The organism is Brevundimonas sp. FV1ye4L, from assembly GCF_058681255.1.
This window is the reverse complement of the sequence record NZ_CM178734.1, coordinates 69,242-94,531: the sequence shown is the minus strand read 5'-3', so window position 1 is coordinate 94,531 and position 25,290 is coordinate 69,242. Positions and strand designations below refer to the sequence as shown.

At 66.1% G+C, this 25,290-nt stretch carries 18 protein-coding genes; 11 read left to right on the top strand and 7 right to left on the bottom strand.

Annotation, left to right across the window (positions count from 1 at the left end):
- Positions 1-16: 16 nt before the first annotated feature.
- The gene (gene cysN / locus ACW17X_RS00390) at positions 17-1,930 is read right to left on the bottom strand and encodes a sulfate adenylyltransferase subunit CysN (RefSeq protein WP_492098910.1); all 1,914 of its coding nucleotides are present in this window, start codon (positions 1,928-1,930) and stop codon (positions 17-19) included.
- Positions 1,930-2,889: a sulfate adenylyltransferase subunit CysD gene (gene cysD / locus ACW17X_RS00385; RefSeq protein ID WP_492098909.1), complete on the bottom strand. Its 960-nt coding sequence runs from the start codon at positions 2,887-2,889 to the stop codon at positions 1,930-1,932. Before cysD ends, cysN begins: the two co-directional genes overlap by 1 nt.
- A gap of 170 nt (positions 2,890-3,059) precedes the next feature.
- Between cysD and ACW17X_RS00380 the strand changes: the two genes are divergently transcribed.
- From ACW17X_RS00380 to ACW17X_RS00350, 7 genes are all read left to right on the top strand, one after another.
- Complete coding sequence (locus tag ACW17X_RS00380; protein WP_492098908.1) at positions 3,060-3,623, top strand: lipocalin family protein; 564 nt, start codon at positions 3,060-3,062, stop codon at positions 3,621-3,623.
- Positions 3,624-3,852: 229 nt separating this feature from the next.
- On the top strand, positions 3,853-5,652 hold the full coding sequence (locus ACW17X_RS00375) for a long-chain-acyl-CoA synthetase (RefSeq protein WP_492098907.1): 1,800 nt from the start codon (positions 3,853-3,855) through the stop codon (positions 5,650-5,652).
- 87 nt (positions 5,653-5,739) lie between these two features.
- A complete protein-coding gene (gene motA, locus ACW17X_RS00370; RefSeq protein ID WP_492087510.1) occupies positions 5,740-6,606 on the top strand; it encodes a flagellar motor stator protein MotA in 867 nt (288 codons plus the stop codon).
- A gap of 49 nt (positions 6,607-6,655) precedes the next feature.
- Positions 6,656-6,985, top strand: a complete 330-nt coding sequence (locus tag ACW17X_RS00365; protein WP_492098906.1) for a hypothetical protein — start codon at positions 6,656-6,658, stop codon at positions 6,983-6,985.
- Positions 6,986-7,063: 78 nt separating this feature from the next.
- Positions 7,064-8,845 carry an FAD-dependent 5-carboxymethylaminomethyl-2-thiouridine(34) oxidoreductase MnmC1 gene (gene mnmC1 / locus ACW17X_RS00360; protein WP_492098905.1) on the top strand — a complete coding sequence of 594 codons (1,782 nt, stop codon included), beginning with the start codon at positions 7,064-7,066 and terminating at the stop codon, positions 8,843-8,845.
- A 66-nt stretch (positions 8,846-8,911) separates the two neighbouring features.
- On the top strand, positions 8,912-9,328 hold the full coding sequence (locus ACW17X_RS00355; RefSeq protein ID WP_492098904.1) for a DUF6491 family protein: 417 nt from the start codon (positions 8,912-8,914) through the stop codon (positions 9,326-9,328).
- Between the two features lie 115 nt (positions 9,329-9,443).
- The gene (locus ACW17X_RS00350) at positions 9,444-9,887 is read left to right on the top strand and encodes a hypothetical protein (RefSeq protein ID WP_492098903.1); all 444 of its coding nucleotides are present in this window, start codon (positions 9,444-9,446) and stop codon (positions 9,885-9,887) included.
- Here the strand turns inward: ACW17X_RS00350 and ACW17X_RS00345 are convergent, their stop codons facing one another.
- Positions 9,888-11,903, bottom strand: a complete 2,016-nt coding sequence (locus tag ACW17X_RS00345) for a phosphocholine-specific phospholipase C (protein ID WP_492098902.1) — start codon at positions 11,901-11,903, stop codon at positions 9,888-9,890.
- A 246-nt stretch (positions 11,904-12,149) separates the two neighbouring features.
- On the opposite strand from ACW17X_RS00345, the gene ACW17X_RS00340 reads away from it, so the two are divergent.
- From ACW17X_RS00340 to ACW17X_RS00325, 4 genes are all read left to right on the top strand, one after another.
- Complete coding sequence (locus tag ACW17X_RS00340; protein WP_492098901.1) at positions 12,150-15,053, top strand: TonB-dependent receptor; 2,904 nt, start codon at positions 12,150-12,152, stop codon at positions 15,051-15,053.
- A gap of 65 nt (positions 15,054-15,118) precedes the next feature.
- Positions 15,119-16,432, top strand: a complete 1,314-nt coding sequence (locus tag ACW17X_RS00335) for a purple acid phosphatase family protein (RefSeq protein WP_492098900.1) — start codon at positions 15,119-15,121, stop codon at positions 16,430-16,432.
- A complete protein-coding gene (locus tag ACW17X_RS00330) occupies positions 16,432-17,310 on the top strand; it encodes a glycerophosphodiester phosphodiesterase family protein (RefSeq protein ID WP_492098899.1) in 879 nt (292 codons plus the stop codon). The genes ACW17X_RS00335 and ACW17X_RS00330 overlap by 1 nt, the downstream gene beginning before the upstream one ends.
- Before the next feature lie 5 nt (positions 17,311-17,315).
- Positions 17,316-17,921, top strand: a complete 606-nt coding sequence (locus ACW17X_RS00325) for a phospholipase domain-containing protein (RefSeq protein ID WP_492100416.1) — start codon at positions 17,316-17,318, stop codon at positions 17,919-17,921.
- A 78-nt stretch (positions 17,922-17,999) separates the two neighbouring features.
- Here ACW17X_RS00325 and ACW17X_RS00320 read toward each other — a convergent pair whose 3' ends face one another.
- The 4 genes from ACW17X_RS00320 to ACW17X_RS00305 all read right to left on the bottom strand — a co-directional run bounded on the left by ACW17X_RS00320 (position 18,000) and on the right by ACW17X_RS00305 (position 25,273).
- Entirely contained in the window at positions 18,000-20,465 is a 2,466-nt protein-coding gene (locus ACW17X_RS00320; RefSeq protein WP_492098898.1) for a TonB-dependent receptor, read from the bottom strand.
- Between the two features lie 227 nt (positions 20,466-20,692).
- A complete protein-coding gene (locus ACW17X_RS00315; protein ID WP_492098897.1) occupies positions 20,693-23,821 on the bottom strand; it encodes a TonB-dependent receptor in 3,129 nt (1,042 codons plus the stop codon).
- Positions 23,822-23,828: 7 nt separating this feature from the next.
- Complete coding sequence (locus ACW17X_RS00310; protein ID WP_492098896.1) at positions 23,829-24,806, bottom strand: FecR family protein; 978 nt, start codon at positions 24,804-24,806, stop codon at positions 23,829-23,831.
- A complete protein-coding gene (locus ACW17X_RS00305) occupies positions 24,806-25,273 on the bottom strand; it encodes an RNA polymerase sigma factor (RefSeq protein WP_492098895.1) in 468 nt (155 codons plus the stop codon). The genes ACW17X_RS00310 and ACW17X_RS00305 overlap by 1 nt, the downstream gene beginning before the upstream one ends.
- Positions 25,274-25,290: the final 17 nt, after the last annotated feature.

The window sequence follows — 25,290 nt, the reverse complement described above, 5'->3', positions numbered from 1 at the left end:
CGCCCTCCCCACCGGATCAGATGCTGAAATCTTCCGTCGAGAACCGGCCGTCCAGCCAGGCGACGATGCGTTCGGCGGCGTCTTCGGGCGACATGGTGGTCGTGTCCACGACGATCTCTGGCGCCTCAGGCGCTTCGTAGGGGCTGTCTATGCCGGTGAAATTCTTCAGTTCGCCGGCGCGCGCCTTCTTGTAGAGGCCTTTGACGTCGCGCTGCTCGGCGACGGCCAGCGGGGTGTCGACATAGACCTCGACGAACTCGCCGGGCCCCAGCAGGTCGCGCGCCAGGCGGCGTTCGGCGCGGAAGGGGGAGATGAAGCTGACCAGGACGATCAGCCCGGCGTCCACCATCAGTTTCGACACCTCGGCGACGCGGCGGATGTTCTCGACCCGATCCTCCTCGGTGAAGCCCAGGTCGCGGTTCAGGCCGTGGCGGACATTGTCGCCGTCCAGCAGATAGGTGTGGCGGCCGTCGGCGTAGAGGCGCTTTTCGACTAGGTCGGCGATGGTCGACTTGCCGGCGCCCGACAGGCCGGTCAGCCAGACCACGCGACCCCTTTGGTTCTTGATCGTGGCGCGCGCATCCTTGTCCACCGACAGGGCCTGCCAGTGGATGTTGTGGGCGCGGCGCAGGGCGAAGTTCAGCAGGCCCGCCCCGACCGTCCGGTTCGAGATCCGGTCGATCAGGATGAAGCCGCCCAGGTCCTTGTTCTCGACATAGGGAGCGAAAGCCACCGGGGCGTCCAGCGACAGGTTGCAGACCCCGATCTCGTTCAGCTCCAGCCGCTTGGCCGGTTGCTGCTCCAGGGTGTTGACGTTCACCTTGTGCTTGGGCTCGGTGATGGTGGCGCCGACCAGTTTGGCGCCGATCTTCAGCAGATAGGGCCGGCCCGGCAGCAGGGGTTCGTCGTCCATCCAGACCACGGTGGCCTCGAACTGGTCGGCGGCCTCGGGCGGGGCGTCGGCGCTGGCCAGGACGTCGCCGCGTGAGACGTCGATCTCATCGGCCAGGGTCAGGGTGATCGACTGGCCGGCGACGGCCTGGGCCAGGTCGCCGTCGGCGGTGACGATGCGGGCGACGGTCGAGGTCTTGCCCGACGGCAGGACGCGGACGGGATCGCCGGGGCGCACGGTCCCGGCGGCGATCTGGCCGGAGAAGCCGCGGAAGTCGAGATTGGGCCGATTAACCCACTGAACCGGCAGGCGGAACGGATCGGCCTGAAGATCGTCCCCGACCTCCAGCGTCTCCAGCAGGCTCATCAGCGGCCGGCCGGCGTACCAGGGCGAATGGGCGCTGGGCTCAGTGATGTTGTCGCCACGCAGGGCGGACATCGGGATGGCGTCGAAGGTCTTCAGCCCGATCTGGTCGGCGAAGACGCGGAAGTCGGCGACGATGGCGTCGAAGACGTCCTGGGACCAGCCCATCAGGTCCATCTTGTTGACCGCCAGAATCACATGGCGAATGCCCAGCAGGCTGACCAGATAGGCGTGCCGCCGCGTCTGGGTCAGGACGCCGCGCCGGGCGTCGATCAGGATGACGGCGGCGTCGGCGGTCGAGGCGCCCGTGACCATGTTGCGGGTATATTGTTCGTGGCCCGGCGTGTCGGCGACGATGAATTTGCGCTTTTCAGTCGAGAAGAAGCGATAGGCCACATCGATGGTGATGCCCTGCTCCCGCTCGGCCGCCAGACCGTCGACCAGCAGGGCGAAGTCGATGTCGCCGCCTTGCGTGCCGACTCGGCGGCTGTCCGCCTCCAGCGCCGCCATCTGATCCTCGAAGATCATCTTGGAATCGTAGAGCAGTCGGCCGATCAGGGTGGACTTGCCATCGTCCACGCTGCCGCAGGTGATGAAACGCAGCAGGCTCTTGTGCTGGTGAGCGTCCAGATAGGCGTCAATGTCGCGGGCGATGAGATCCGATTGGTGAGCCATCAGAAATAGCCCTCCTGCTTCTTCTTCTCCATCGAAGCGGACTGGTCGTGGTCGATCATCCGGCCCTGGCGTTCCGAGGTGGTGGTCAGCAGCATTTCCTGGATGACCTCGCTCAGGGTCTCAGCCGTGCTCTCGACCGCCCCGGTCAGGGGGTAGCAGCCCAGGGTGCGGAAGCGCACCGACTTCATCTGCGGCGTCTCGCCGGGACGCAGCCGGAACCGGTCGTCATCGACCATGATCAGGGCGCCGTCGCGTTCGACCACCGGCCGCTCAGCGGCGAGGTACAAGGGCACGATGGGGATCTGCTCCAGGTGGATGTATTGCCAGACGTCCAGCTCGGTCCAGTTGGAGATGGGGAAGACGCGGATGCTCTCGCCCGGCCGTTTGCGGGTGTTGTAGAGTCGCCAAAGCTCGGGCCGCTGGTTCTTGGGGTCCCAGCGGTGCTCGGCCGTGCGGAAGGAGAAGATCCGCTCCTTGGCCCGCGACTTCTCTTCGTCGCGGCGAGCGCCGCCGAAGGCCGCGTCGAAGCCATAGTGCGACAGAGCCTGTTTCAGCCCCTCGGTCTTCCAGAGGTCGGTGTGCAGGGCCGAGCCGTGGTCGAACGGATTGATCCCGCGCGCTACCGCCTCCGGGTTCTGGTGAACCAGAAGCTCCACCCCCAGATCGGCGGCGGCCTGTTCGCGCATCGCGTACATGGCGCGGAACTTCCACGTCGTATCCACGTGCAGCAGGGGGAAAGGCGGCGTGGACGGATAGAAGGCTTTGCGCGCCAAGTGCAGCATCACCGCCGAATCCTTGCCGATCGAGTACAGCATGACCGGGCGCTCGGCCTCGGCCGCCACCTCGCGCATGATGTGGATGCTCTCGGCCTCCAGGCGCTGAAGATGGGTCAGCCGCGAGGGATCGGGCTGGGTCAGGCTGGATGTGTTCAGGACTTCGGTCAGGATAGCGGCGTCCACTAGGTCAGGCCTCCATAGAGGGCCGACGTAAAACGATACTGTGCAATGGGTCGCAAGCGATTGATACTGGTGGTCGCTGTGAGATTTTGGAGACGGTCGTCATCGTGCCGCACCTCGGTGACGGAACCTTGACCGCGTGTTGCGCCTTGATGGCGAGAACAGAAAGCCCGATGTCCGCGATGAAAACCTTGACCGCCGCCCTGGCGCTGTCCGCCGGCCTTCTCACCTCGCTTGCGGGCTGCGTCACCGCGCCCTCCCCGTCCGAATATCGAGCGCCGCAGCCGACCAAGGCCATCGACCCGAACCGGCTGTGGTCCGGACGGTGGCACGAAGTCGCCCGCCTGCCCGACCGGTTGACGGACGGCTGCGTGGCGGGAGCGTCGATCTACACGCCGGTCGGCGGCGACCGCATCGACGTGCGCGACACCTGCCAGGTCGGTTCGCCGCAAGGCAAGGAGAAGGCTATCGAGGGCGGCGGGCGCATCCTGGATCCGGGCGTGAACGCCAAGCTGCGGGTCCGCTATCTGCACGGACTAGTGACCTGGGACTACTGGGTGCTGGACCGGGCCGACGACTACAGCTGGTTCATATCGGCGGACCCGACGTTCGAGCGGCTGTTCATCTATACGCGGGAAGTGCCGACGGAGCCCGAGGTGCGGGCCCTAACGGATCGGGCGCGAGCGCTGGGCTATGACGTCAGCCGGCTGGAGTTTCCCGAACTGCCATCACGCTAGGTCCATTCGGGGCAAGGTCGGATCTTTCCCGGCCGAAAAGACCGAGCAAATGGGAAAATCCGCAGGCCCGCTCTGGATTTCCCCGACGTCACCGGAACAAATGAGACACGGCCCTGTAATGATCGCGACAGTTTCCAAGGCGTTTATTCGCCGCGCGGTTGACCGGACGGGCCGCCTTCGTTCATCACGAGGGCGGGTGGAACACGCATAGACCGGAGTAACGGCGAGCATGGGTTTGGTAGCGAATATCGGTAGGGACGTGCGGTTCGCACGCGGCCTGTTCCGTCTGCTCAAGCGCATCAAGCCGATCGAGCTGGATAGCGACGTCCTGCTGTGTGACGACATTGAAGAAGCCGTCGACAAGTTCCCCGACAACGTGGCCTTGGAAGACGAGCGCCGCAGCCTGACCTATCGTGACCTGGACGCCATGGCGAATCGCTATGGGCACTGGGCCAAGGGTCGGGGCCTGAACCGTGGCGACACCATCGCCCTGATGATGACCAACCGGGTCGAATATCTGGCGGCCTGGATCGGTTTCTCCAAGGTCGGCATCGCCACCGCCCTGATCAACACCAACCTCAGCGGGCCCGGCCTGGCCCACTGCCTGACCATTTCCAACGCCTTCCAGGTGGTGGCGGACGAGGACTGCTGGCGCCAGATCGAGGCAACCCGCCCCCTGGTCGGCCACAGCCTGATGCTGTGGGTGCTGGGTCTGGGCGACGAGGACGAGACCAGCGACCGGCGTGGCCTGGACAAGCCCGTGCGCGGCGCCTCGTCTGTGCGCCCGGCCCGTTCGGTCCGCGAGGGCCTGACCAACCGCGACACCGCCCTTTATATCTACACCTCGGGCACCACGGGCCTGCCCAAGGCCGCCCGCATCCCCCATTCGCGCGCCCGGACCTATATGCGCGCCTTCGCCGGCGCCACGCGTTCGACGCCGAAGGACCGGATCTTCAACGTCCTGCCGCTGTATCACTCGACCGGCGGCCTTGTCGGCGTCGGGGCGGCCCTGTTGAACGGCGCGCGGCTGGTCATCCGCAAACGCTTCTCCGCCTCCAGCTTCTGGCCTGACGTGGTGGCGTCCGGGGCGACCATGTTCGTCTATATCGGCGAGCTGTGCCGTTACCTGGTGAACTGCCCGCCCCAGGCCTATGAGCAGAAACACAAGCTGCGGCTGGCCTTCGGCAACGGCCTGCGCGCCGACGTCTGGCCCGAGTTCCAGAGCCGGTTCGCCATTCCCGACGTGCTGGAATTCTACGGCTCGACCGAGGGCAATGTCTCCCTGTTCAACTTCGACGGCAAACAGGGCGCCATCGGTCGCGTGCCCAGCTATCTGAAGAAGCAGATCAATATCCGGCTGGTCCAGTTCGACGTGGACAGCGAACAGCCGATCCGCGGCACGGACGGCCTGTGCCGCCTGGCCCGTGTGGGCGAAATCGGCGAGGCCATCGGCGAGATCGGCAACGACATCCGCCACGACTTCTCGGGCTATGCCGACAAGGCCGCCTCGCAGAAGAAGATCCTGACCGACGTCTTCAAGAAGGGCGACCGCTGGTTCCGCACCGGGGACCTGATGAAACAGGACACCGAGGGCTATTTCTACTTCGTCGACCGCCTGGGCGACACCTTCCGCTGGAAGGGCGAGAACGTCTCGACCTCAGAGGTCGAACAGGCCCTGATGGAAGCGCCCGGCGTATCGGAGGCCATCGTCTATGGCGTTCCCGTGCCCGGTCAGGACGGCAAGGCCGGCATGGCCGCCCTGGTGACCGACGCCAAATTCGACCCCAAAGCCTTCGCCGCCCATGTCGAGGAACGCCTGCCCGCCTACGCCCAGCCGGTGTTCGTGCGTCTGATCGAGGCGGCCGAGACCACCGGCACCTTCAAGTACCGCAAGGCCGACCTGGTGGCGGACGGCTTCGATCCAGAAAAGACTGGGACGGCGCTTTATATTCGCGGCGGCAAGACCGGCTATCAGAAGCTGACGCCGGCGGCGCGCACCGCCATCCTGAACGGCGAAGGCCGGCTTTGAAGCGAGATAAGACGGCGTTCGCGAAACGCCGTCTTAATCATTAAAGGCCCATCCTTGAGCTCTTCTAGGCTTGGGTTACCGCGTCACATGTTCCAGATCATCGGCATTGTCCTTCTGTTCGGCATGGTGTTCGGCGGCTACACCATCGCCGGCGGCAAGATGGGGGTGATCATTCACTCCCTGCCCTACGAGATGATGATGATCGGCGGCGCCGCCGTGGCAGCCCTCGTCATGTCCAACTCTCCGGCGACGCTCAAAGGCGTGGTGGGCAGTTTCGGGCTCATGTTCGGCGGGAACAAGTGGAAGAAGCAGGACTACAAGGACCTGCTGAGCCTGCTGTTCCAACTGACCAAGACGATGAAGTCCAAGGGCGTCGTCGCCCTGGAAACCCACATCGAAAAGCCCAAAGAATCCACGATCTTCCAGAAGTACCCCAAGGTGCTGAAGGACCATTTCGCGGTCGATTTCATCTGCGACACCCTGCGTATGATGACGATGAACATGGAAGATCCGCATCAGGTCGAGGATGCGATGGAAAAGCAGTTGGAGAAACACCACCACGAGGCCTTGGGCCCGTCGCATGCTCTGCAGAACATGGCCGACGCCCTGCCCGCGCTCGGTATCGTCGCGGCCGTCCTGGGCGTGATCAAGACCATGGCGGCGATCACCGAACCGCCTGAAGTTCTGGGCGGCATGATCGGCGGCGCCCTGGTCGGCACCTTCCTTGGCGTGTTTCTCGCCTACGGGCTGGTGGGGCCGCTCGCAGCGCGCCTGAAAGAGGTCGTCGACGGCGACAGCGCCTATTACAAGATCATTCAGTCGGTCCTGGTCGCACACCTTCACGGCAACGCCGCCCAGATCTCGGTCGAGCTCGGCCGGGTCGACATCCCGTCCACCGCACAGCCTTCGTTCGCAGAAATGGAAGAAGTGCTGAACAATGTCGGCAGCGACTGAGGTTAAGGCGGGGTTTCAGACCTCGCGGACAGATATCTGAGGATTTCCCATGCGAATCAAAGCCGTTATTGCCGCTTCGGTCGCGGCTCTCGTCATCGCCGGATGCCAGAAGGCGCCGGAACCTGAACCGCATGACGCCCCGAGCGACGCCGCCGAGGCGGCGGGCGCAGCCGCCGAGGAAGTCCTGACTGCGGACCAGGCCGCAGCGGAAGCCGCCATCGCAGCAAACGCGCCCGCCCCGGAAGCCGACGCGGCCACAGCCGAGACCGCCGACGCTCAAACCGATGGGCACGCCACGCCGAACACGACGCACGCCGCCGCTGCGCCGGCCGCCGCCCCAACGGCCGATCACGGCGAAGCCCATAGCGAAGGGCACTGAAGCCGATTTCATAAATAGGCCGCCACCGCAGGGAGGCGGCCTTTTTCGTAATGGGGCCGAAGGTGCTAGAGCCGCGCCATGACGCGCGACGACACCTCCCCCCACCTGACCTGGACCGATGAAGACGAACCCCGCTCGGGACGGTTCGGCGATGTCTATTTCTCGCGCGATGACGGGCTTGCGGAGACCCGGGCGGTCTTCCTGCAAGGCTGTGGACTGCCCGAAGCCTGGGCCGGGCGGCGCCGGTTCACAGTGGCGGAGCTGGGGTTCGGCACCGGTCTGAACATCGTCGCCCTGCTGGACCTGTGGCGGCGGACGCGTCCGGAAGGCGGACGGCTGCACATCTTCTCCATCGAAGGCTTCCCCCTGACCGCCGAGGAGGCAGGGCGCGCCCTGTCGAACTGGCCCGAGTTGGCGCAGGCCGCCCATGCCCTGACCGAGGCCTGGCCGGACCGGACACCCGGGTTCCACCGCGTGGACCTGCCGGCGTTCAACGCCGTCCTGGACCTGGCTGTTGGCGATGCCGCCTGGGCTCTGGACCAATGGTCGGGTCAGGCGGACGCCTGGTTCCTGGACGGGTTCTCGCCCGCCTTGAACCCTGGCATGTGGTCGCCCGAGGTGATGGACGGGATCGCGGCCCGTTCGGCGCCCGGCGCGCGCCTGGCGACTTTCACAGTCGCAGGGTCCGTGCGGCGCGGGTTGGCGGAGCGCGGCTTCGTCGTCGAAAAGAAGCCCGGCCACGGTCGCAAGCGCGAACGACTGGAGGCTCGTCGAACGGATGATGCCGGAGACGCATCTGCCGCCGCCCCTGCTCGCGTCGCCGTCGTCGGCGCCGGAATAGCCGGAGCCGCTGTCGTACGCGCCCTGACCGACGCAGGGATCGCCTCCGTCGTCATCGAAGGCGACCGTCCTGGCGCGGGGGGATCGGGCTTTCCCGCCGGTCTGGCGACGCCGCGGCTGGACGCCGGCGATCAGGCCATCGCGGGCCTTTACGCCCAGGCGCTGGAGCGGGCGCGACATCTCTATGAGGCCACGCCCGGCGCCGTGCTGGACCGGGGCGTCCTGCAATTGCCACAGGCGCCGCGCGACGCCGCACGCTTCGCCAAGATTGCGGCCCAGCCGATCTGGCGCGAGGGCGCCATGACCGTCATCGACGCCGAGGGGGCGGGGGCGCGGTTGGGCGAACCGACGGCTGAAGGCGGGCTCCTGATGGCCGACGCCCGCGTCATCCAGCCCGCAGCCGCCCTGAACGCCTGGCTGGCCGGTGCGGAAGTCGTAAAGGGCTTCGCCGCACGGATTACACAGGACGCCGACGGCTGGATCATTCACGACGCCGAGGGGCGGGCTCTGGCCCTTGCCGACGCCGTCGTCGTTACGGCCGGCTGGGGGTCGGCCGAACTGTCGCCGACGAACGGCCTGACGCCCGTCCGGGGCCAGGCCGACTGGTGCGAGGGGCCGTCCGCACCCGCGGCGGCCTGGGGCGGCTACATCGCCCCGACGCAGAGGGGCGTCCTATTCGGCGCGAGCCATGGGCGGGGCGATGTCTCGCTCGAACCCCGAGACGCCGAAACCGCGAAAAACCTGGAAATCCTGCGCGACCGCCTGCCCCGGCTCGCCGATCAGGCGGAGACGGCCGACCTTCATCGCCGCGTGGCCATTCGCGCCACCACGCGCGACCGCCTGCCCCTGGCCGGACGGCGGGCGGACGGAGTCTATGTCTTGACCGGTCTGGGGTCGCGCGGGCTATGCGTCGCTCCCTTGCTGGGCGAGCATGTCGCGGCGTTGATTTCTGGCGCCCCCTCTCCCCTTCCTGCGGTGCTTGCGGCGCGGATCGATCCGAACCGCCCATCGTCGGCCTGATCGCGGTTCAGCCTGTGTTCATCTGCAGCGGGGTTTGCTGATCCCGCCATAGCAAGGGGATGTTCGATGCGTATTCTGTCTTTGACCTTGGTCGCCTCGACAGCCGCTGCTGTCAGCCTGTCGGCCTGCGCGCCCGCTGCAACCACTGCGGCCGTCGCCGAGGGTGAAAGCGCGACGGCCCGCTGTTTCCGCACCGACAATATCCGCAACTTCCGTGTCGACCGGCAGTCGGACCTCTATATCCGCTCGCTGCGTGACGATGTCTTCCTGATCAACACCGCCGGCGGGTGTCACGATCTCGATTCCGCCATCTCGATCGCCGTGACGCCGACGGCCGGCGGTTCGGACAATGTCTGCGTCGGCGATTCCGTCCACGTCCTCGTGCCCGGCTCGTCGTTCGGGTCGGGCAAATGCCGGGCCTTCGTGACCAAGTCGCTGAACGCCGAAGAGGTCGCCGCCCTGCCGAGCCGCGCGCGTCCCTGACTCCATTACTGCCCCTGACCCTGCCCCTGTTCGGGACGCCGAAACGTCTGTCTGGAACCGGCTTGAAATTGGACGATCGCGGGTATCAAATCCCTCCCCTAACGGGAGGATCATCATGCGCGGAATCGCCAAACTGACAGTCTTATGCCTCGGCGTCCTGGCCGCAGCCTCGCCAGTGGCGGCTGAGACCTGGACCCGGTTTTCAGCTAGCGACAGCATCATCTACATCGTCGATCAGGACACGCTGACAGCCACGGACGGCGTCGCGACTGTCCGTTTCGCCCGCGTCCCGGCCCGAAACGAAGCCACCGACCTGAGCCACGAGGTCGAGGAGGTCGCCATCCGCTGTTCGGACGGTCAGTCCCGCACAGTCGCGACGATCACCCATGGCCCGGCCGGGGCGGAAACCGACCGCTACGCCGATGAGAGCCCTTGGGAAGCGACCCCGTCGGGCGGCGTCTATGGCGGACTGAAGTCCTTCGCTTGCGAAGACATGCGGCCACAGGGCAAGTCCTTCCCGACGGTCTCTGCCTTTATCGCGGGCGGGCGGGGCGGCTGATCAGGCCCTGAAATGCGCGGCCGGCGCCCGACCGGCGAACTCGCTTCGCCAGCCGCCGGCTTCGACAGACAGATCATAGGTCTGGTTGGCGTCCATCCGGTCAATGCGAAGCCTGTGTTCGCCATCCATGGCGACACTCTGTTCGCCTTGGCCGAGATAGACCCGCGCAGCGCCCTTGCCGGTCAGCACCAAGACAGGCTCCTGGCCGGACCACTCCAGCCGCGCGGACACCCTCTGCGCCGCGCCAGATCCGACGAAGCGGCGATGGAAGCCCTCCGGGCCCATGATCTGGACATCGACGCCGCCCGACGCCGCCCAGACGTCCTGAAGCCGTTTGCCGCCCTCGACCGTATAGCGCCGGGGGCCGGCCTCCAGGTCGAGACGGTCATAGACGTGAAACACCGCCGCCCGCGCGCCGGTGTTGATGAAGGCCAGCCGCACGCCGCCGTCGGCCAGAACTTCAAACTCGCACTCCAGCGCATAGACGCTGGGACAGGCGGGTCTGAAGCCCGCAACCTGTTCGGGCCGCGCCGGGGTCGCCGGGATCGGCGGGATGGTGCGTCCGCCCAGGGCGGCGGCGCGCACGGCGTCGTCCTGGGTCGCGGGCAATGAAACCAGCCGGGCGTCCGAGCCGCTGAAGTCTAGGCAGGAGGTCAGGTCGCCGCAGACGGCCCGGCGCCAGGGCGAGATATTGGGCTCCATGACGCCGAACCGGGTCTCCAGGAAGCGGATTACCGAAGTGTGGTCGAACACCTCGGAATTGACCTTCCCGCCCCGGCTCCAGGGCGACAGCACATACATGGGCACGCGCGGGCCCAGGCCGTAGGGGCGCCCGCGATACTGCGGCAGGTCCAACTGCTTGTCTGCGCGGGCGGCCTGAAGGTGATGCTCGCCCGTCAGATCGACAGTGGAGCCGCCCCGCAGGCCGCCCTGGGCGTCGCGCGACGGCGGCGCCGGCGGCGGCACATGGTCGAAGAAGCCGTCGTTCTCGTCGAAATTGACCAGCAGGACCGTGCGCGCCCAAACGTCCGGGTCAGCGGTCAGGGCGTCGATCACCTGGGCCGTATAGTCGGCGCCCTGGGCCGGGCTGGACGGGCCGGGGTGTTCCGAACCGCTGGCTGTGGCGATGACATAGGAGACCTGGGGCAGTCGTCCGGCGAGGACGTCGGCCTTCAATCCGTCCAGCGCCCGCGTGGTCAGGCCCCGTTCGACCAGGGCGGGATCGAATCCCGGCGCGCCGGCCACGGCTTTCTGGAAGGCCTCGAACCCGACCAGGGGGTTGTCGGTGAAATTGTCGGCCATGTCCTGATAGACGCGCCAGTCGATCCCCGCCGCCTGCAACCGCTCCACATAGGTGGTCCAGCGATAGGGCTCCATAGCCTCGCCCTCGCCCGGCAGGCTGTCGTGCGAATTGCCGATACAGGGCCCGCCCCGCTCGCCCGACCCGTCATTCGTCCCCGACCACAGCATCACCCGGTTCGGATTGGTGCCGGTCTGAAGCGAGCAGAAATAGGCGTCGCACAGGGTGAAGGCGTCGGCCATGGCGTACTGGAAGGGGATGTCCGCCCGCTCATAATAGCCCATCGAATGGGCGTGCTTGGCCTCGGGCCAACGCCCCATCCGCCCCTCGTCCCAGGCCGCCTGGGCGTCCGACCAGCTGTGCGGCGTGCCCTCGACCCGCATATGGGCGAAGGTCTGGCGGGTGTTCAGCGGAAAAGGCGCCAGCCAGGCCGGCCCCTGGCCGCCGCCGTCGTGCTGAAGCAGGACGTCACGGGCCTTGCCGTCGACGCCCGGCGCCGGGGCCGGATGCGGGTCCGAAAAGCCCCGCACCCCGTTCATCGTGCCGAAGTAGTGATCGAAGGACCGGTTCTCCTGCATCAGGATGACCACATGGTCGACGTCCTGGATCGTGCCCGTCCGCACCTTGGGCGCAATGCTCAGAGCCCGCGCCAACGAGGGGAAAGCGGCGGCGGCGGCGAGGCCGGCCAACAGGCCGCGGCGGTCGATCTGGGGCATGGCGGATCCGGGCTGAGACAGGCGGCGACGGCCGAGGTTCGCTTCGGTGTCGATGGGCGAGGTTCATAGAAGTCGGGTGTGACAGAAAGACTTCAGCTTCGACCCGCCCGCACGATTTTTCACGCTTGCCGCGCCCGAAATCTGCGGATCAGCGACAGGGGGATGAAATCTTGATGACGCCTGTCAGGCTTGGCTAACCAGCCCGTCTCTCCCCGGTCTGCGCCGAAGCAGATCACGGGGGATCACATGCTCAAGACCAAATCTCGCTATATGGCCGCCGCCGGCGGCCTGGCGCTCGTCGCCGCATTTCCGCACTGGGCTCTAGCCCAGACACAGCCGTCAGCAGCGCCCGCAGAGGCCGCCCCGGAGGCGGTGCTCGATGAAGTCGTCGTCACCGGCTATCTTCAGGGCCTGCGCCGCTCGATCGACGAGAAGCGCAACAACGACATGATCTCGGACAGCGTCAGCGCCGACGACATGGGCAAGCTGCCCTCGTCCAACCTGACCGAGGCCGCATCGCGCATTCCCGGCGTGTCGGCGGTCCGCAACCACTTCACCGGCGAAGGCGACCGGGTGGTGATCCGGGGCATGGCGACCGAATACAACGCCTACGCCGTCAACGGCGTGCGCATGGGCGGCACCGGATCGCCGGGCGACAACTTCTTCCGCGGCGTGCGCCTCAGCTTCCTGCCGACGTCGGGCGTCGATGCGATCACGGTCTACAAGAGCCTGCTGCCCTATATGGACGGCGACGCCATCGGCGGCACCATCGACATCAAGACGCCGACAGCCTTCGACTATGACCCGACCCACGTCGCCGGTTCGATCGAGGGCACCCTGCTGCAACAGCGCGACGACCGGACTTCGTGGGCGGCCGACGTCGCCTTCGGCAAGCAGTTCTCGGAGCGGCTGGGCCTGTTCGTGACCGGAAACTATTCGGAGCGCGCCTCGCAGTTCGAGCAGGTCGGCAACTCCGGGGACAATATGCCCCGCACCTGGTACAGCACGACCCAGAGCCTGGACTTCGATCCTCAGACCTTCGTGACCCGCGGTCTGGAAATGTCCACTGGCGACACCGACGTGACCCGTTGGGGCTTCAACGGCTCGCTGGACTGGCGCGGCGACCACCACGACTTCCACCTGCGCGGCCAGTACAATGAGTACGAAGAGACCCAGTTCAGAAACCGTCTCAACTTCCGCAACGAGGCCGGCACCAGCGCCTCGGCGCGCCTGGAGCAGGTCGACAAGTCGCGCGGCGACCTGACCCAGCCCGCGAACGCCGTCATCGGCTATGGCCCCAAGGGCGCCATCTACAACTACACCACCGCCCAAATCGTGGACCGCGACAAGGACGGGGTAATCACCGACGCGGACAAGGGCTCCACCGGCTATTACAGCCTGAACGGCTCGTCGGGCTCCTGGGATCCCAAAGGCTTCCGCCTGCGCCGCTACTGGGAAGGCGGCACGACCGAGGGCGTGCTGCAGATGGTCAACTTCGGGGGCGAGAGCCGCCTCGGCCAGTTCATCCTCGACTACGATCTGTCCCACTCGGAGTCCGAGGACAATATCGTCGACAGCTACGAGATGTATTTCGGTCGCAACGCCTACCTCTGGAAGGGCAACGAAGGCGTCGAGATCGTCAGCCAGGGGGATCCGCAGTACCTGAAATGGGTGCTGAACCCCGCCGGCATGGCGGGCGTCCAAGACCTGACCCAGTACACCGCCTCCAGCCTGAGCGGCAGCTACGGCGGCGCCAAGGAAACCCTGAACCAGGCCCAGTTCAACCTGCGCTACGAGCCGACCGGCTCCTGGCTGCAGGAGGTCCGCGCCGGCGCCAAATACTACAAGTCCGAGCGTGAACGCCTGGAAGGGTCGCTGATCGACCTGGAGCCGCAGGGCACCATGGCCGACTATTCCGCCCTGTTCGGCGAGGCGGTCACCGACATGTTCGACGGCCAGTACACCGGCCAGCACCAACTCGGCGCCGTCATCGACACCGGCAAGATGATGGCCGAGATCGAACGCGCCAAGGCGGGGAACTCGACCCTGCTGACGCTGAACGAGGCGGACTCGATCGACTACGCCTCGACCTGGTTCTACGACGAACAGGTGGTGTCGGCCTATGTCATGGGCACCGCTCGTTTCGGCGCGGCCGAAGTGATCGCCGGGGTGCGGGTCGAAGACACCAGCAACGACATCCGCGCCTGGACCGAAGACCCGGTGCGGGGCGAGGACTACACCACCGACACCTCGGGCTTCACCAACTGGCTGCCTTCCATCCACGTCAACTACGACGTCAGCCGGAACGCCAAGCTGCGGGCGGCGATCTGGACCAGCGTGTCGCGTCCGGACATCAACCGGATGACCTCGGTCAAGGAATACAGCTACGAGAGCGATCCCGACGGCGACGGCGTGACCAATCCGACCAACGAATGGGTGCTGGCTGGCATCGTTCAGGGCAATCCCGACCTGGAGCCGATGACCTCGGTCAACTACGACCTGTCGGCGGAATATTACAACGGACGCACCGGCGCCTATTCGGTCGCCCTGTTCTACAAGGACCTGGACAAGTTCCTGTTCCGCTCATCGTCGTCGGTCATCCAGAACGGCACGGAGGGCGAGTTCGAAGATCCGTCGGGCGTGCCCGTCTCCATGCCGATGAACGGCCGCAAGGCCGAGATCCGCGGCGTCGAGATCAACGCCCGCCAGCAGCTTCATTGGTTGCCGGCGCCGTTCGACGGCCTGGGCGTGGCGGTGAACGCCACCATCCAGCGCTCGGAAGCCGAGACCGGCCTGTCCTGGCACCCGGAAGGCTACACCCTGCCCTTCATGGAAACCCCTGACCACATCGTGAACCTGGAACTGTTCTGGGAGCGCAACGGCTGGGAGGCCTATGTCGCCTACAACTATCAGGACGTGTCGCTGGAAGACATCGAGGACTACGGCAACGACCCGTACGAGCAGGACTATCACTTCGTAGACCTGATGGCCCGGCGTCAGATCACGCCGAACCTGACGGCGACCTTCAAGGTGCAGAACCTGTTGGACAACTACACCTACTTCTACACCTTCGGTGAAGGAAAGGGCGGCGTCCGCGACTACATCGAGAACGGTCGTTACCTGAGCCTGAACCTGAACTGGCGGCTCTGATCGCGCCTGCCGCTCGCGGGAGATCTCCCGCGAGCGGCGCCTTTTCCAGACATCGAGGATACTCCATGCGCCTGTCCCTGCGCCTCGCCGCGACCCTGTCCTGCAGCGTCCTGGCCTTCGCCGCCATCCAGACCGCCCCGACGCAAGCCCAGACGCAAGCCCAGACGGCTTCCCTGCCCGAACGCGTCATCGTCAATCTGACCGAGACGCCGTCGACCAGCCTGGCCTTCAACTGGCGCGCCGAAGCGGGCGCGGGCGACGGCTTCATCGAATATGCGACCCTGACGCCGGGGCCGGCCTATCCGGCCCAGGCCGTTCGCCTCCCCGCACAGCGCACATCCGCCGCCTTCACGACGCGGGACGAGCAGAACGTCGCCGCTGACTATTACAGCGCGCGGCTGACCGGCCTGACCCCCGACACCCAGTACGTCTATCGCGTGGGCAAGGAGGGAGCCTGGTCGCCGTGGCGCCAGGTGAAGACCGCCGCCGCCGAGGTTCGCCCCTTCACCTTCCTCTATATGGGCGACGTCCAGAACGACATCCGCTCCATGGGCGGCCTGGCCGTGCGCCGCGCCCTGCGCCAGACCCCGGACGCGGCCTTCATGCTGTTCGCCGGCGACCTGATCAACCGGGCCGACAATGACGCGGAATGGGGCGAGTGGTTCGACATGGATTCCCACCGGCTGGCGGAGACCCCGTCGCTGATGACCCCAGGCAACCACGAATACATGAAGCCCCAGGGCTCGACCCCGCAGCTGCTGGCGCCCCAGTGGCGGCTCCAGTTCACCCTGCCCGAGAACGGCCCGTCCGACACGCTGACCGAAACCGTGTATCGGGTCGATTATCAGGGCGTGCGCATCATCTCGCTCGACGCCGACATGATCGACGAAGACCCGCAGGCGGCACAGGATCAGGTGGCCTGGCTGGAGCGGCAACTGGCCGACAACCCGTCGCGCTGGACGGTCGTCTTCCTGCACTACCCCCTCTATTCCACCGCCCGGGGCCGCAGCGGCGAGGAACTGCGCGCCGTGCTGCAACCCCTGTTCGACCGCTATCACGTCGACCTGGTTCTGGCCGGCCATGACCACACCTATGGCCGCGGCCGCCCCCACGATCAGGGCCCGGTCTATATGGTCTCCAACGTCGGGCCGAAGCAGTATCCGCTGGGCGACTTGAACTGGACGGAGCGCAAGGCCAGCGGCGTGCAGGTGTTCCAGCAGGTCGAGGTCTCTTCGGCCCGACTGACGGTGCGGGCCTTCACCATGGACGGCGCCTTGTACGACGGCTTCCAGTTGGACAAGGCCGGAGCGGGTCCGGCGCGTCTGACCGATCTGAAGCCGGCGACGCCGGAGCTGATCCTGCGGCGCGAGGACCAGTAGTGATCGCGCGCACCGCGATCGTCGGGCTGCTCGCGGCATGGGCGGCGGGGCTGGCGGGGACGCCGGCCCTGGCCGATCCGGTCTGCGGGGAAACCGCCGTCATGTCGCGCCTTCAGGCCGAGCTGGCGAAGCCGCGCGGCGCCCTGCTGATTGCCGCGCATCGGGCCGGCCATCTCGAGGCGCCCGAGAACTCGCTGGCCGCCATCGACGAAGCCGTGCGGGCCGGCGCGGACATCATCGAGATCGACGTCAAGGTTTCGGCCGACGGCGTCCCCTTCCTGATGCACGACCAGACCGTGACCCGCACCACCGGCGGCGTCGGCGAGGCCGAAAGCCTGACCTACGCCCAGGTGCGGGCGCTGCGGCTGGAAGACAGTTCGGAGCCGCCGCCGACCCTGGTCGAGGCGCTGCGCACCGCCTGCGGACGCGTGCTGGTGGATCTGGACCTCAAGACGGACCGCGTCGCCCCCATTGTCGCTGTGGTCGAGGGGCTGGGCATGACGGACCAGGTCCTGTTCTTCGACTCCGACAGCGAAGTGCTGGCGCAGGTGCGGCGGTTGGCGCCGAAGGCCATGGCGATGCCGCGCATCAGCCGTCCGGACGGCCTGACGGCCGCCATGCGTCGTCTGGCGCCGGTGGTGGTCCACGGCGATCCGGAGTCGCTGGCGCCGCAGTTGAGGGCGGACATTCGGGCCCTGCCTGCACGCGTCTGGGTCAACAGCCTGGGCGATGTCGATACCGCCGTCGTCTCAGGCGCGCCCGATGTCTGCGCCCGGCTGGAGGCTCTGCTCGGCTTGGACGCCAACGTGATTCAGACCGACCGGCCCCAAGACCTGCGACGCACGCTGTCGGCCTGCGGCCTGGAGGCGGCGCAGTGACGCGGATGTTCCAAGGCCGGGACATTCAGGCGGCGTTTTCCATCGAAGGCCCGTTCCTGTCTTGCGGCGGCCGGTCGCCGACGCCGCCCCTCCCCCTCGCGATCCAGGACCGGCTCGATTTCGACCAGGGTCTTTTGATACTGGATATCCGCAATGACGGGCCGGACGAGGCGGTTTTCCACCTATACGACGGCCTCGCGGTTTCGCCCCCGGCGCATCGCTATCGCCTGAAGGCCGGCAAGGCGCTGTCGCTGAACTGGCCGGCCGACCCCTATGATCTTCACATCGTCGCGCCCGACGGCCTGTACAGGCGCTTCGCCGGTCGCTCGGCTGACGACGGCGCGACTTCGGCCAAGCTGGTTCCGGCGCGCCGGGGCCTGGGTCTGATCCTGGGCCTGACAAGTGCAGAGACCGCTTGGTTCTGCGTCATCGACGAGACCGGCGGGCGAGCGGCGCGACGTTCGAGAGTCCGCGCCGGCGAACGTCCCCATCTGCGCGTGCCGGTGCAGCCTGGCGGCTGGTACGACGTATCGATTTCACGGGTCGGCGGCGCTTTCCGCCGTCGTTTTGCGGGTCGGGTGCGCATGCCGCAGGACATCAGCGAGGCCTAGCGCCGCCCCAGGCTGGAACGTGTCGAAGGGCGGGGCCTTACGACCCCGCCCTCGAACCTCCGGTGAGCCTGGGCTCGATCAGAAGTAGAAGCGCACGGCTGCCGTGACCGTCCGGCCCGGCAAGGTGCGGCCTAGCGCAACGCCGGTAGCCGGCAAGGTTGGCGCGGCGACCTCCGTGAGCGCGATCTCATCCAGCAAGTTGGTCGCATAGAGGGACACCACGACCCGCTCCATGGGCCGCACCTCCATAAAAGCATTCACCGTGGTGTAGCCCGGCATGATCAGTTGGTTGACGTCCTGAGAGAAGCTCTCGGTCGTGCCGACGAGGCTGGCGCCGACCGTGAACAGGTTCGTCTCGTACTGCGGCATCATGGCGAAGATCATGTCCGCCTGACGACGCGGCGTATTTCCGATCAGGGCGGGGTCCGCCGCTTCGGTGATCTCGGCGCTGGTTAGGGTCACGCTGCCCGTCAGGCTGAAGGGGCCGCGCTGGATCCCGCCTTCAAATTCGGCGCCGATCGCCTCATAGCCCTGGGTGACAAGGAAGAACGTCGTCTGACCGTTGGCGTCCGGCCGCAGTTGTTGATTGGTCTCGCCGACTTCGGCCCAGAAACCGGTCAGGTTCGCAAAGAGACCTGGGGTGCGGAACTTTACGCCGACCTCGGCTTGGTCGACCGGGTCGTAGGAGATGTCCGTGTTGGTCAGACCGCCCGACACCGGATTGATCGCAGTCGTGCGCAGAATGCGCTCGCCGGCCGCTCGGCCGCCGCTGCTGTAGCGAGCGAAGGTCGAGTAGCTCTGAGACAGCCGGTAGTTCGCGCTGATCGAGTATGAGGTGTAGTCGTAGTCATAGTTGACCGGAATACGGCTCGACGTCTGGCCAAAGGTGAGCTCGGCCTCAGAAAGCACGCCGTCGCCGTTGATATCGATCGCCCGGGACGAGGTCGGTGTATTGCCGAAGGTCTCGCCACGCACTTCACCCGTCTCGAGCCGCACGGACCCCCCCAGCGCCAGTCGCCCGATGCGGTAGTTGAGCGAGGCGTAGGGCGCCAGAATACGGTACTCCACATCGGTCCGGGCGTTGCTGGCCCAGCTATAGACGCCATCCTGAGTACGACGAGTGCCGTCGGTATTGATGATGTCCACCAGCGCCGAGTTCCCACCATCGACAACGTCCTGGAAGGCCGTGATCTGCTGGCGATCGAAGCCGATGTCCTGGGTGGCGTTATAGACGCCGAGGGTGGTGGTCAGGTCGCCGCCGCCGACGGCCCATACGCGGCTCGCGCGCAGGTCATTGGCAAAGTTGTTGAGGCTGTCGACCTGGCTGTTGACCAGACTGGCGATGGCGATGAGGCCATTTCCATTCAGGCTCGCAGGATCGGAGATCGCCTGCCCACGCTGCGGGCCCGAGGCATAGGCGATCGTTCCAGACCGGCCGCCGAAGGCCAGCGGGAGGGACGCTGCAGGGGCCAGCCCGACCGGGAAGTTGAAGAACTGGTCACCCGACTGATCCGAGTACCGCATATGTTCGGAGATCGTCCAACCGCCAAGATTGAAGCGGGTCTGGAAGCCGATGGACCGGACCAGAGCATGGCTGCCGTCTTGAATATCGGTCTCAGCCACAGTCCCGTCGGGGGTCATGTAGGGAATGACGCCGATGTTCCGCGACGTGAGACTGCCCTCTCGGATCGAAAATCCCGGGAGATCGCCATAGGATGGATCGTCATTTGTGCCGCTCACCGCGATTGGAACGGACTGGTAGACGGGCACGCGGTCATCGAGCAATTTGCCCTCGAGGCGGAAGAAGCCGCCGTCAAAGTCCTTGGTCACATTGAAGCGAAGTTGCCCGCCGCGATGGCCTTCAAAGCCGATGTCACGAACCCCCTCGCCTTCGCGGTAGAAGCCCCCGACGTGGAAGCGCAGGGTGTCGGATAGGTGTCCGCCGTAGCTGAAGTCCACGCGCTGGCTGTCATAGTCCAGACCGGTCGAGACCTGCACCGACCCGCCCTCGACTTCACCCGTGTTCGAGATCAGGTTGATCACCCCGCCGGGTGCGTTGGAGGCGAAGGTCGAGGCCGAGCCGCCGCGGATCGACTCGATCTGGGCGACATTGAAGTCGAAGCGCATGAAATGGTCGGGCGTGAAGGCCACAATATCGCCAAGCTGAAGCACCGGCAGACCATCTTCCTGGAACTGCAGGTACTTGGCGCCGGTGCTTACCATCGGCAGCCCACGAATCGTGTAGTTGCCAAGCGTCTCGCCCGAGCCGGCCTCGGCCCGGATGCCCGGAATGGTGCGGAAGATGGCGTTAATCGAGGTATTGCCGATCCGCAGCACATCAACGTCATCAATGGAACTGGTGGAAGTGGCGCTGTCCAGACGGTCCCGCGCCTTGGCGACGCCGGTGACGACGAGGTCGTCATTCGCCCTAGTGCGACTGGCCTCCCAGGCCGTCTGGCGCGCCGTAGCCTGTTCAGTTTGGGCGAACGAGGGGGTAGCGATTAACAAGGGCGCCAGCGCAACGCTGAGATAGAGAAATTTCAAGGCGACTCTTCCCGTATTTATTAGATGAATATTCGAACCAGCATGCAGATCGTTCTGTAACGTCTATTCGTCACCTGCGATCTTTAGCTTGTTCACTTAAATACGACGAACTACCCTTCGGACCTTATAATGAGATCATAGGCAATTTTACTGACTGGATTGGTGGCCATATTGACGTCGCGGAAGCCCATCGTTGCTGCGACTCGAGGCTCGCATTTGTGAGATCGTCAGAAGCTGCGGCTGATCGCCAGCGTCACGGTCGGCCCGGTGCGGATATACTCGCGCAAGTTCTCAGAACCCGAGCCAAAGGTGTACCAATAGGTATGGCTGTTCAGGAGATTACGTATCTGGATTGACGCCAGACCATCGCCGCCCAGCCGCCTGCGCAAGCTGACGTCCACGAAACTGTAGGGCCGCTCGTAAGGGTCGTTGGCGAAACTATCCATGCCCTCAAGGAAGCCGGCCTGGCGGCTCCAGCCAACCGCCGCCTCCCAGCCGCCGCCCTGCCAGAACAGCTCGACGGCGGCCAAGGTCTCCGGGGTTTCCGTAAACGGAAGCACGTCGCCCGCGCGCCAGGAGATATTGGCGTCGGCGTGACTGACCTGCCAGGTCAGATTGGCCGTTACACCAAGCCCGTCCAGCGGCGCCGGGGCCCAATCGAACCCGTGACGCATCGCCAGTTCGACCCCGCTGATCCGCGCCCGTCGTCCGTTGACATAGGCCCGAACCGGTACTCCGTCTTCATCGCCCCGATCCTCCAGGCCGCCATCCCGGATCGAACTGGTCGAGGCCCTGTAGAGGAAGTTGCGGATGTCCTTGTGGAACAGGGCCGCCGACCAGGCCGTCGATCGTCCGTAATGTTCAATTGAGAGGTCGTAGCCGATCGCCTCCATCGGCTGTAGATCGGGATTGCCCTCGCGAACCTCTAGCAGCACCCAGTCGGTCTTGGGATTGGTCTCGCCGTCGTCGTCGGGGTCCTGATCATAGACATACTGCCGCGCCGTGGTCATGCGGGCGATGTCCGGGCGGGCGAAACTGGTCCAGACGGCGGCGCGAAGCACGGCCTCGGCGCCCAGGGCGCGTCGCAGATGGAACGACGGCAGGACATTGACGAAGCTGTTGCGGCGATGGGCCCGTCCGTCGCCGCGGATCGCGTCGAGAACCGGGAATCCCACGTTCGAGCGGGTGTGCTCGACCCGCACCCCGCCCGTGAGTTCAGTGTCGGCCCAACGGCCCGTCGCCATCACATAGCCGGCCGCCACCTGTTCCTTCAGTCGGAAATTCTCGGGTTCCTCGTCCGCCTCGAACTCGGGATCGACAATGAAATAGGGGCTGTCGCCGCGATAGGAGCGTTCGATCTCCGCCAGCATTCGCCGACTGTCCAGCACGACGCCGAGCTGATGGTCGCCGGTGTAGCGGCCGTCGAACAGGTCGGTCACCGTCGCGCCGAACAGCCCCTGAAGGTCGGCCATTGTCTCGGGGCCGATCAGATCGGGACGCGCGCCGGCGGCGCTGCGGCGATCCGAATACATGTAGCGCCCGCCTAGCTTGACCGATTCCAGCAGTCCGCCGCCCGTGGCGTAGGCGAGGTCAAACTGCGCCTGCGCCAGGTTTTCCGAAGTCTGTTCCCAGCCGTTGGTCAGGTTTCTGAAGTCGTAGGCGGCGGGATCCTGCACTGCAGCCAGCCCCGCAGGATTTAGCCCCCACAGCCGAAAACGCGGGTCGCCGGTCTCGATCACCTCGACGCCGCGGTTGCCCAGCCATTCGACGGCGTCGGTCCTGAATTCCAAGGTCGAGCCGTTGTCTAGATCGTCCTGTGATCGGGACAGGGAGAGATCATAGTCGATCCGCCAGGGACCGCCCCAGCTTCGCCCGCCCAAGGTGACGGACGAAAGCAGGCCGGATTCCTGCGTCGCCTCCCAGAACCGCCGGAGCCGGAACCCCATCGGATCCCACACGCCCGACGCGCCGGCCAGACTGTAGATCGAGCGGACGGCGCGATCCGCGTCAGTGATCCGCCCGTCCCCGTCAGCGTCCTTCACCTGAGCTGTCGTATAGCCGTAGATGCGGCCCAGTTCGGGATCGGACTCGACCACCATCTCGTCCGGTTGGGCCAGATCAGCCAAGCCGCTGTCCACCTGGACCAGACGCTCCGTCCCCGCCAGGCCGTCGTTGCGGAAATTCAGACGGTTCCGGTACTCGTCACCTTCATAGCGATTGTACTGGACACGAAGGTGCAGGTCGTTTTGGGCGCCACGCCAGTCCAGACTGCCGTTGAAGCCGAGGCGTCGGACCTGGGTTTCGCCGACGGCCAACTCCATGCCGCGCATGACGAAACTGTCGAAGTCCCACCCCGTCGAATAGGTAGTTTCGTACCAGACCGGCGGCAGGTCGTCGCTGTCGCCGCCGACCATCTCGAACTTGGATCGCGCATCGCTCCAGTTGGCGGCGAGGAACAGGCCCAATCGATCCGAGAAGCGATGCGACACCGCCACGGCCAGCTTTTCCGATCCTGGCTGATCGAACCGCATCAGCCAACCGGTCTCCGCCGACAGACGCACATAGTCTTGCGCGGCGTCAAACGCCGTCGGAGTCTGAATATCGATCAGCCCGCCCAGGGCGTCCCCGTCAAGATCGGGCGTCAGGGTTTTGCGGACGATCAGGCTCTGTACGCCCTCAGGCGGCAGATAGCTGAGGCGGACGCCGCGATAGAATTTGTCCGCCCGCGACCCCGCGCCGCCCAACCGCACGCCGTTGATCCGGTAGGCGTTCCACTCGGTCGACATGCCCCGGACCGTCAGGCGGTCGCCTTCCCCGGTCTGGTGGTTGCGAACGGCGTTGACGCCCGGCAGCCGCGCCAGGCTCTCAGCGATATTGCTGGTCGGCAGCAGGCCCTGGTCGTCGGCGCTGACCACATCGCTGACGCCGTCATAGTCGCGCTTGATCTCCAGCGCCTCCTGGATCGCCCCCGGGCGGCCCAGTACCACGACCTCCTCCAGCTCGGCCGAAGGCGGCGGCGAATCCGACGTCGGCGCGGCGCGCTCGACGATCAGGGTGTCGCCCACCATGCGACTGCGCAGGTCGGGATTGCCGGCCAGCAGACCGGCCAGGGCGGCCCGCGCCGTCGTTCGCCCCCGGACGTCGCGGGCTGTGCGACCGCGCACCAGGTCGGCGTCGGCGATGACCGCCACCCCCGACTGCCGCGACAGGTCGCGCAGCGCCTCCGCCAGCGGACCGGCCGAGATCTGGAATCGCCGCACCCCGCCAGACAAAGGCTCCGCCGTCGCGCTCGTGGCCCAAACCGCCAAGCCCGCCAGCACCGCTGCGCCCAGAACAGATGCCCGCCCCGGTTTCACGCTCGGCTCACCGGTCGATCAGAAGACGGCCGGAGGCGTCCTTGCGCAGCGTCAGCCCCTGCGTCTCCGCAACCACCGTCAGCACTTTTTCAGGCTGGGCGGTCTCGAACCGACCGCTGATGCGGCGTTTGCTCAGGTCAGGATCGGCGAAATCCGCGCGGAATCCCGGCGACTGTCGCCTGAGCTCCACCAGCAAATCCGACAAGGTCATGTCTTCGGCGTCTATCCACCCCTGGGTCCAGTCCGGCTTTGTGGCCGCCGGATCAAGGCGAGCGACGGCGACGGCCCTCAGCCCATCCTGCTGCGCCAGCAGACGCCCGCCGGCGCTCAGCACCCTGCGCTGATCTGGGTGTTTCAACGCCGCAACCTCGACCCTCCCCTCCAGCACGCTGACCTCGACCGCCCCGCCGCTGCGTTCGTCGACATTGAAGCGCGTGCCGAGGGCGGTGATCCGGTGTGTCGCCGTAATGACCGAGAAGGGCCGCTTCGCATCCTTGGCGACCGAAAAGAAGCCTTCGCCCTTCAGATAGACTTCGCGACGGCCGGCGCCGAAAGCCGTTCGCACAGTGCTGTCGCCGTTCAGTTGCACCGAAGACCCGTCCTCAAGGGACGCCTGAACCGTTTGGCCCGCCGTCGCCGCAAGCGTCTCGTGGACAAAGCCCTTCTCCGAAGGCCAGACGAGCACGGCGACGATCGCCGCAGCAGCGACCGCGCCTAACCCCGTCGCCGCCCAGGCCGGCCGAGCCATTGGTCGCCAGACCTTGCGGGTTGGTCGCAAGCCGTCAAAGGCCACCATCCGCATCGCAGCCGCCAGGGCGGGGTCGGCCAGCACCCTCCCATGCAGATCCAGCATTTCAAGGCGTTCCGGCCCGGCGGCAAGCCAGTCGTCGAGACGACGAGCTTCATCCGCATCAAGCGGGCCACGTCTAAGACGGTCCGCCCACAGCGCGGCCTGTTCCTCGGTTTCGCGCAATCCATCTCTCATCAGGCGCGCTCCGTATCCATAGCGCGACGCACGTCAATGACCGCCCTGCTGAAGTGTTTTTGTGCGGCCTCGACGGAGATGCCGAGGCGGTCGGCGATCTGCCCATAACTCAAGTCGGTGGATTGGCGGAGGACAAAGACCTCGCGCCTGAGACGCGGCATGGCCCGCAAGGCTCGGGCGTACAGGTCGGCTCTCTGCTTCATGTCCAGAACCTCGAACGGAGAGGGATCGGCCGAGGCCATGTCGTCGGCGATTTCCTCTTCGCCGCCTCGCGCGCCCGACCGCCCCTTGTCGCTGAGCAGATTGAGCGCGACGCGAAAGGCGTAGGCCACAGGGTCCTTCAGCGGCGCGCCGCGAGAGCGCGCCAGGACGCGGGCGTAGGCCTCCTGGCTGATGTCGTCGGCATCAGCGTCGTTACGGACGCGGCTTCTGACGAAGGCGCGCAGCCGCGGGGCGTTCTTCGCCAATACGCCTTCTGCCCCTG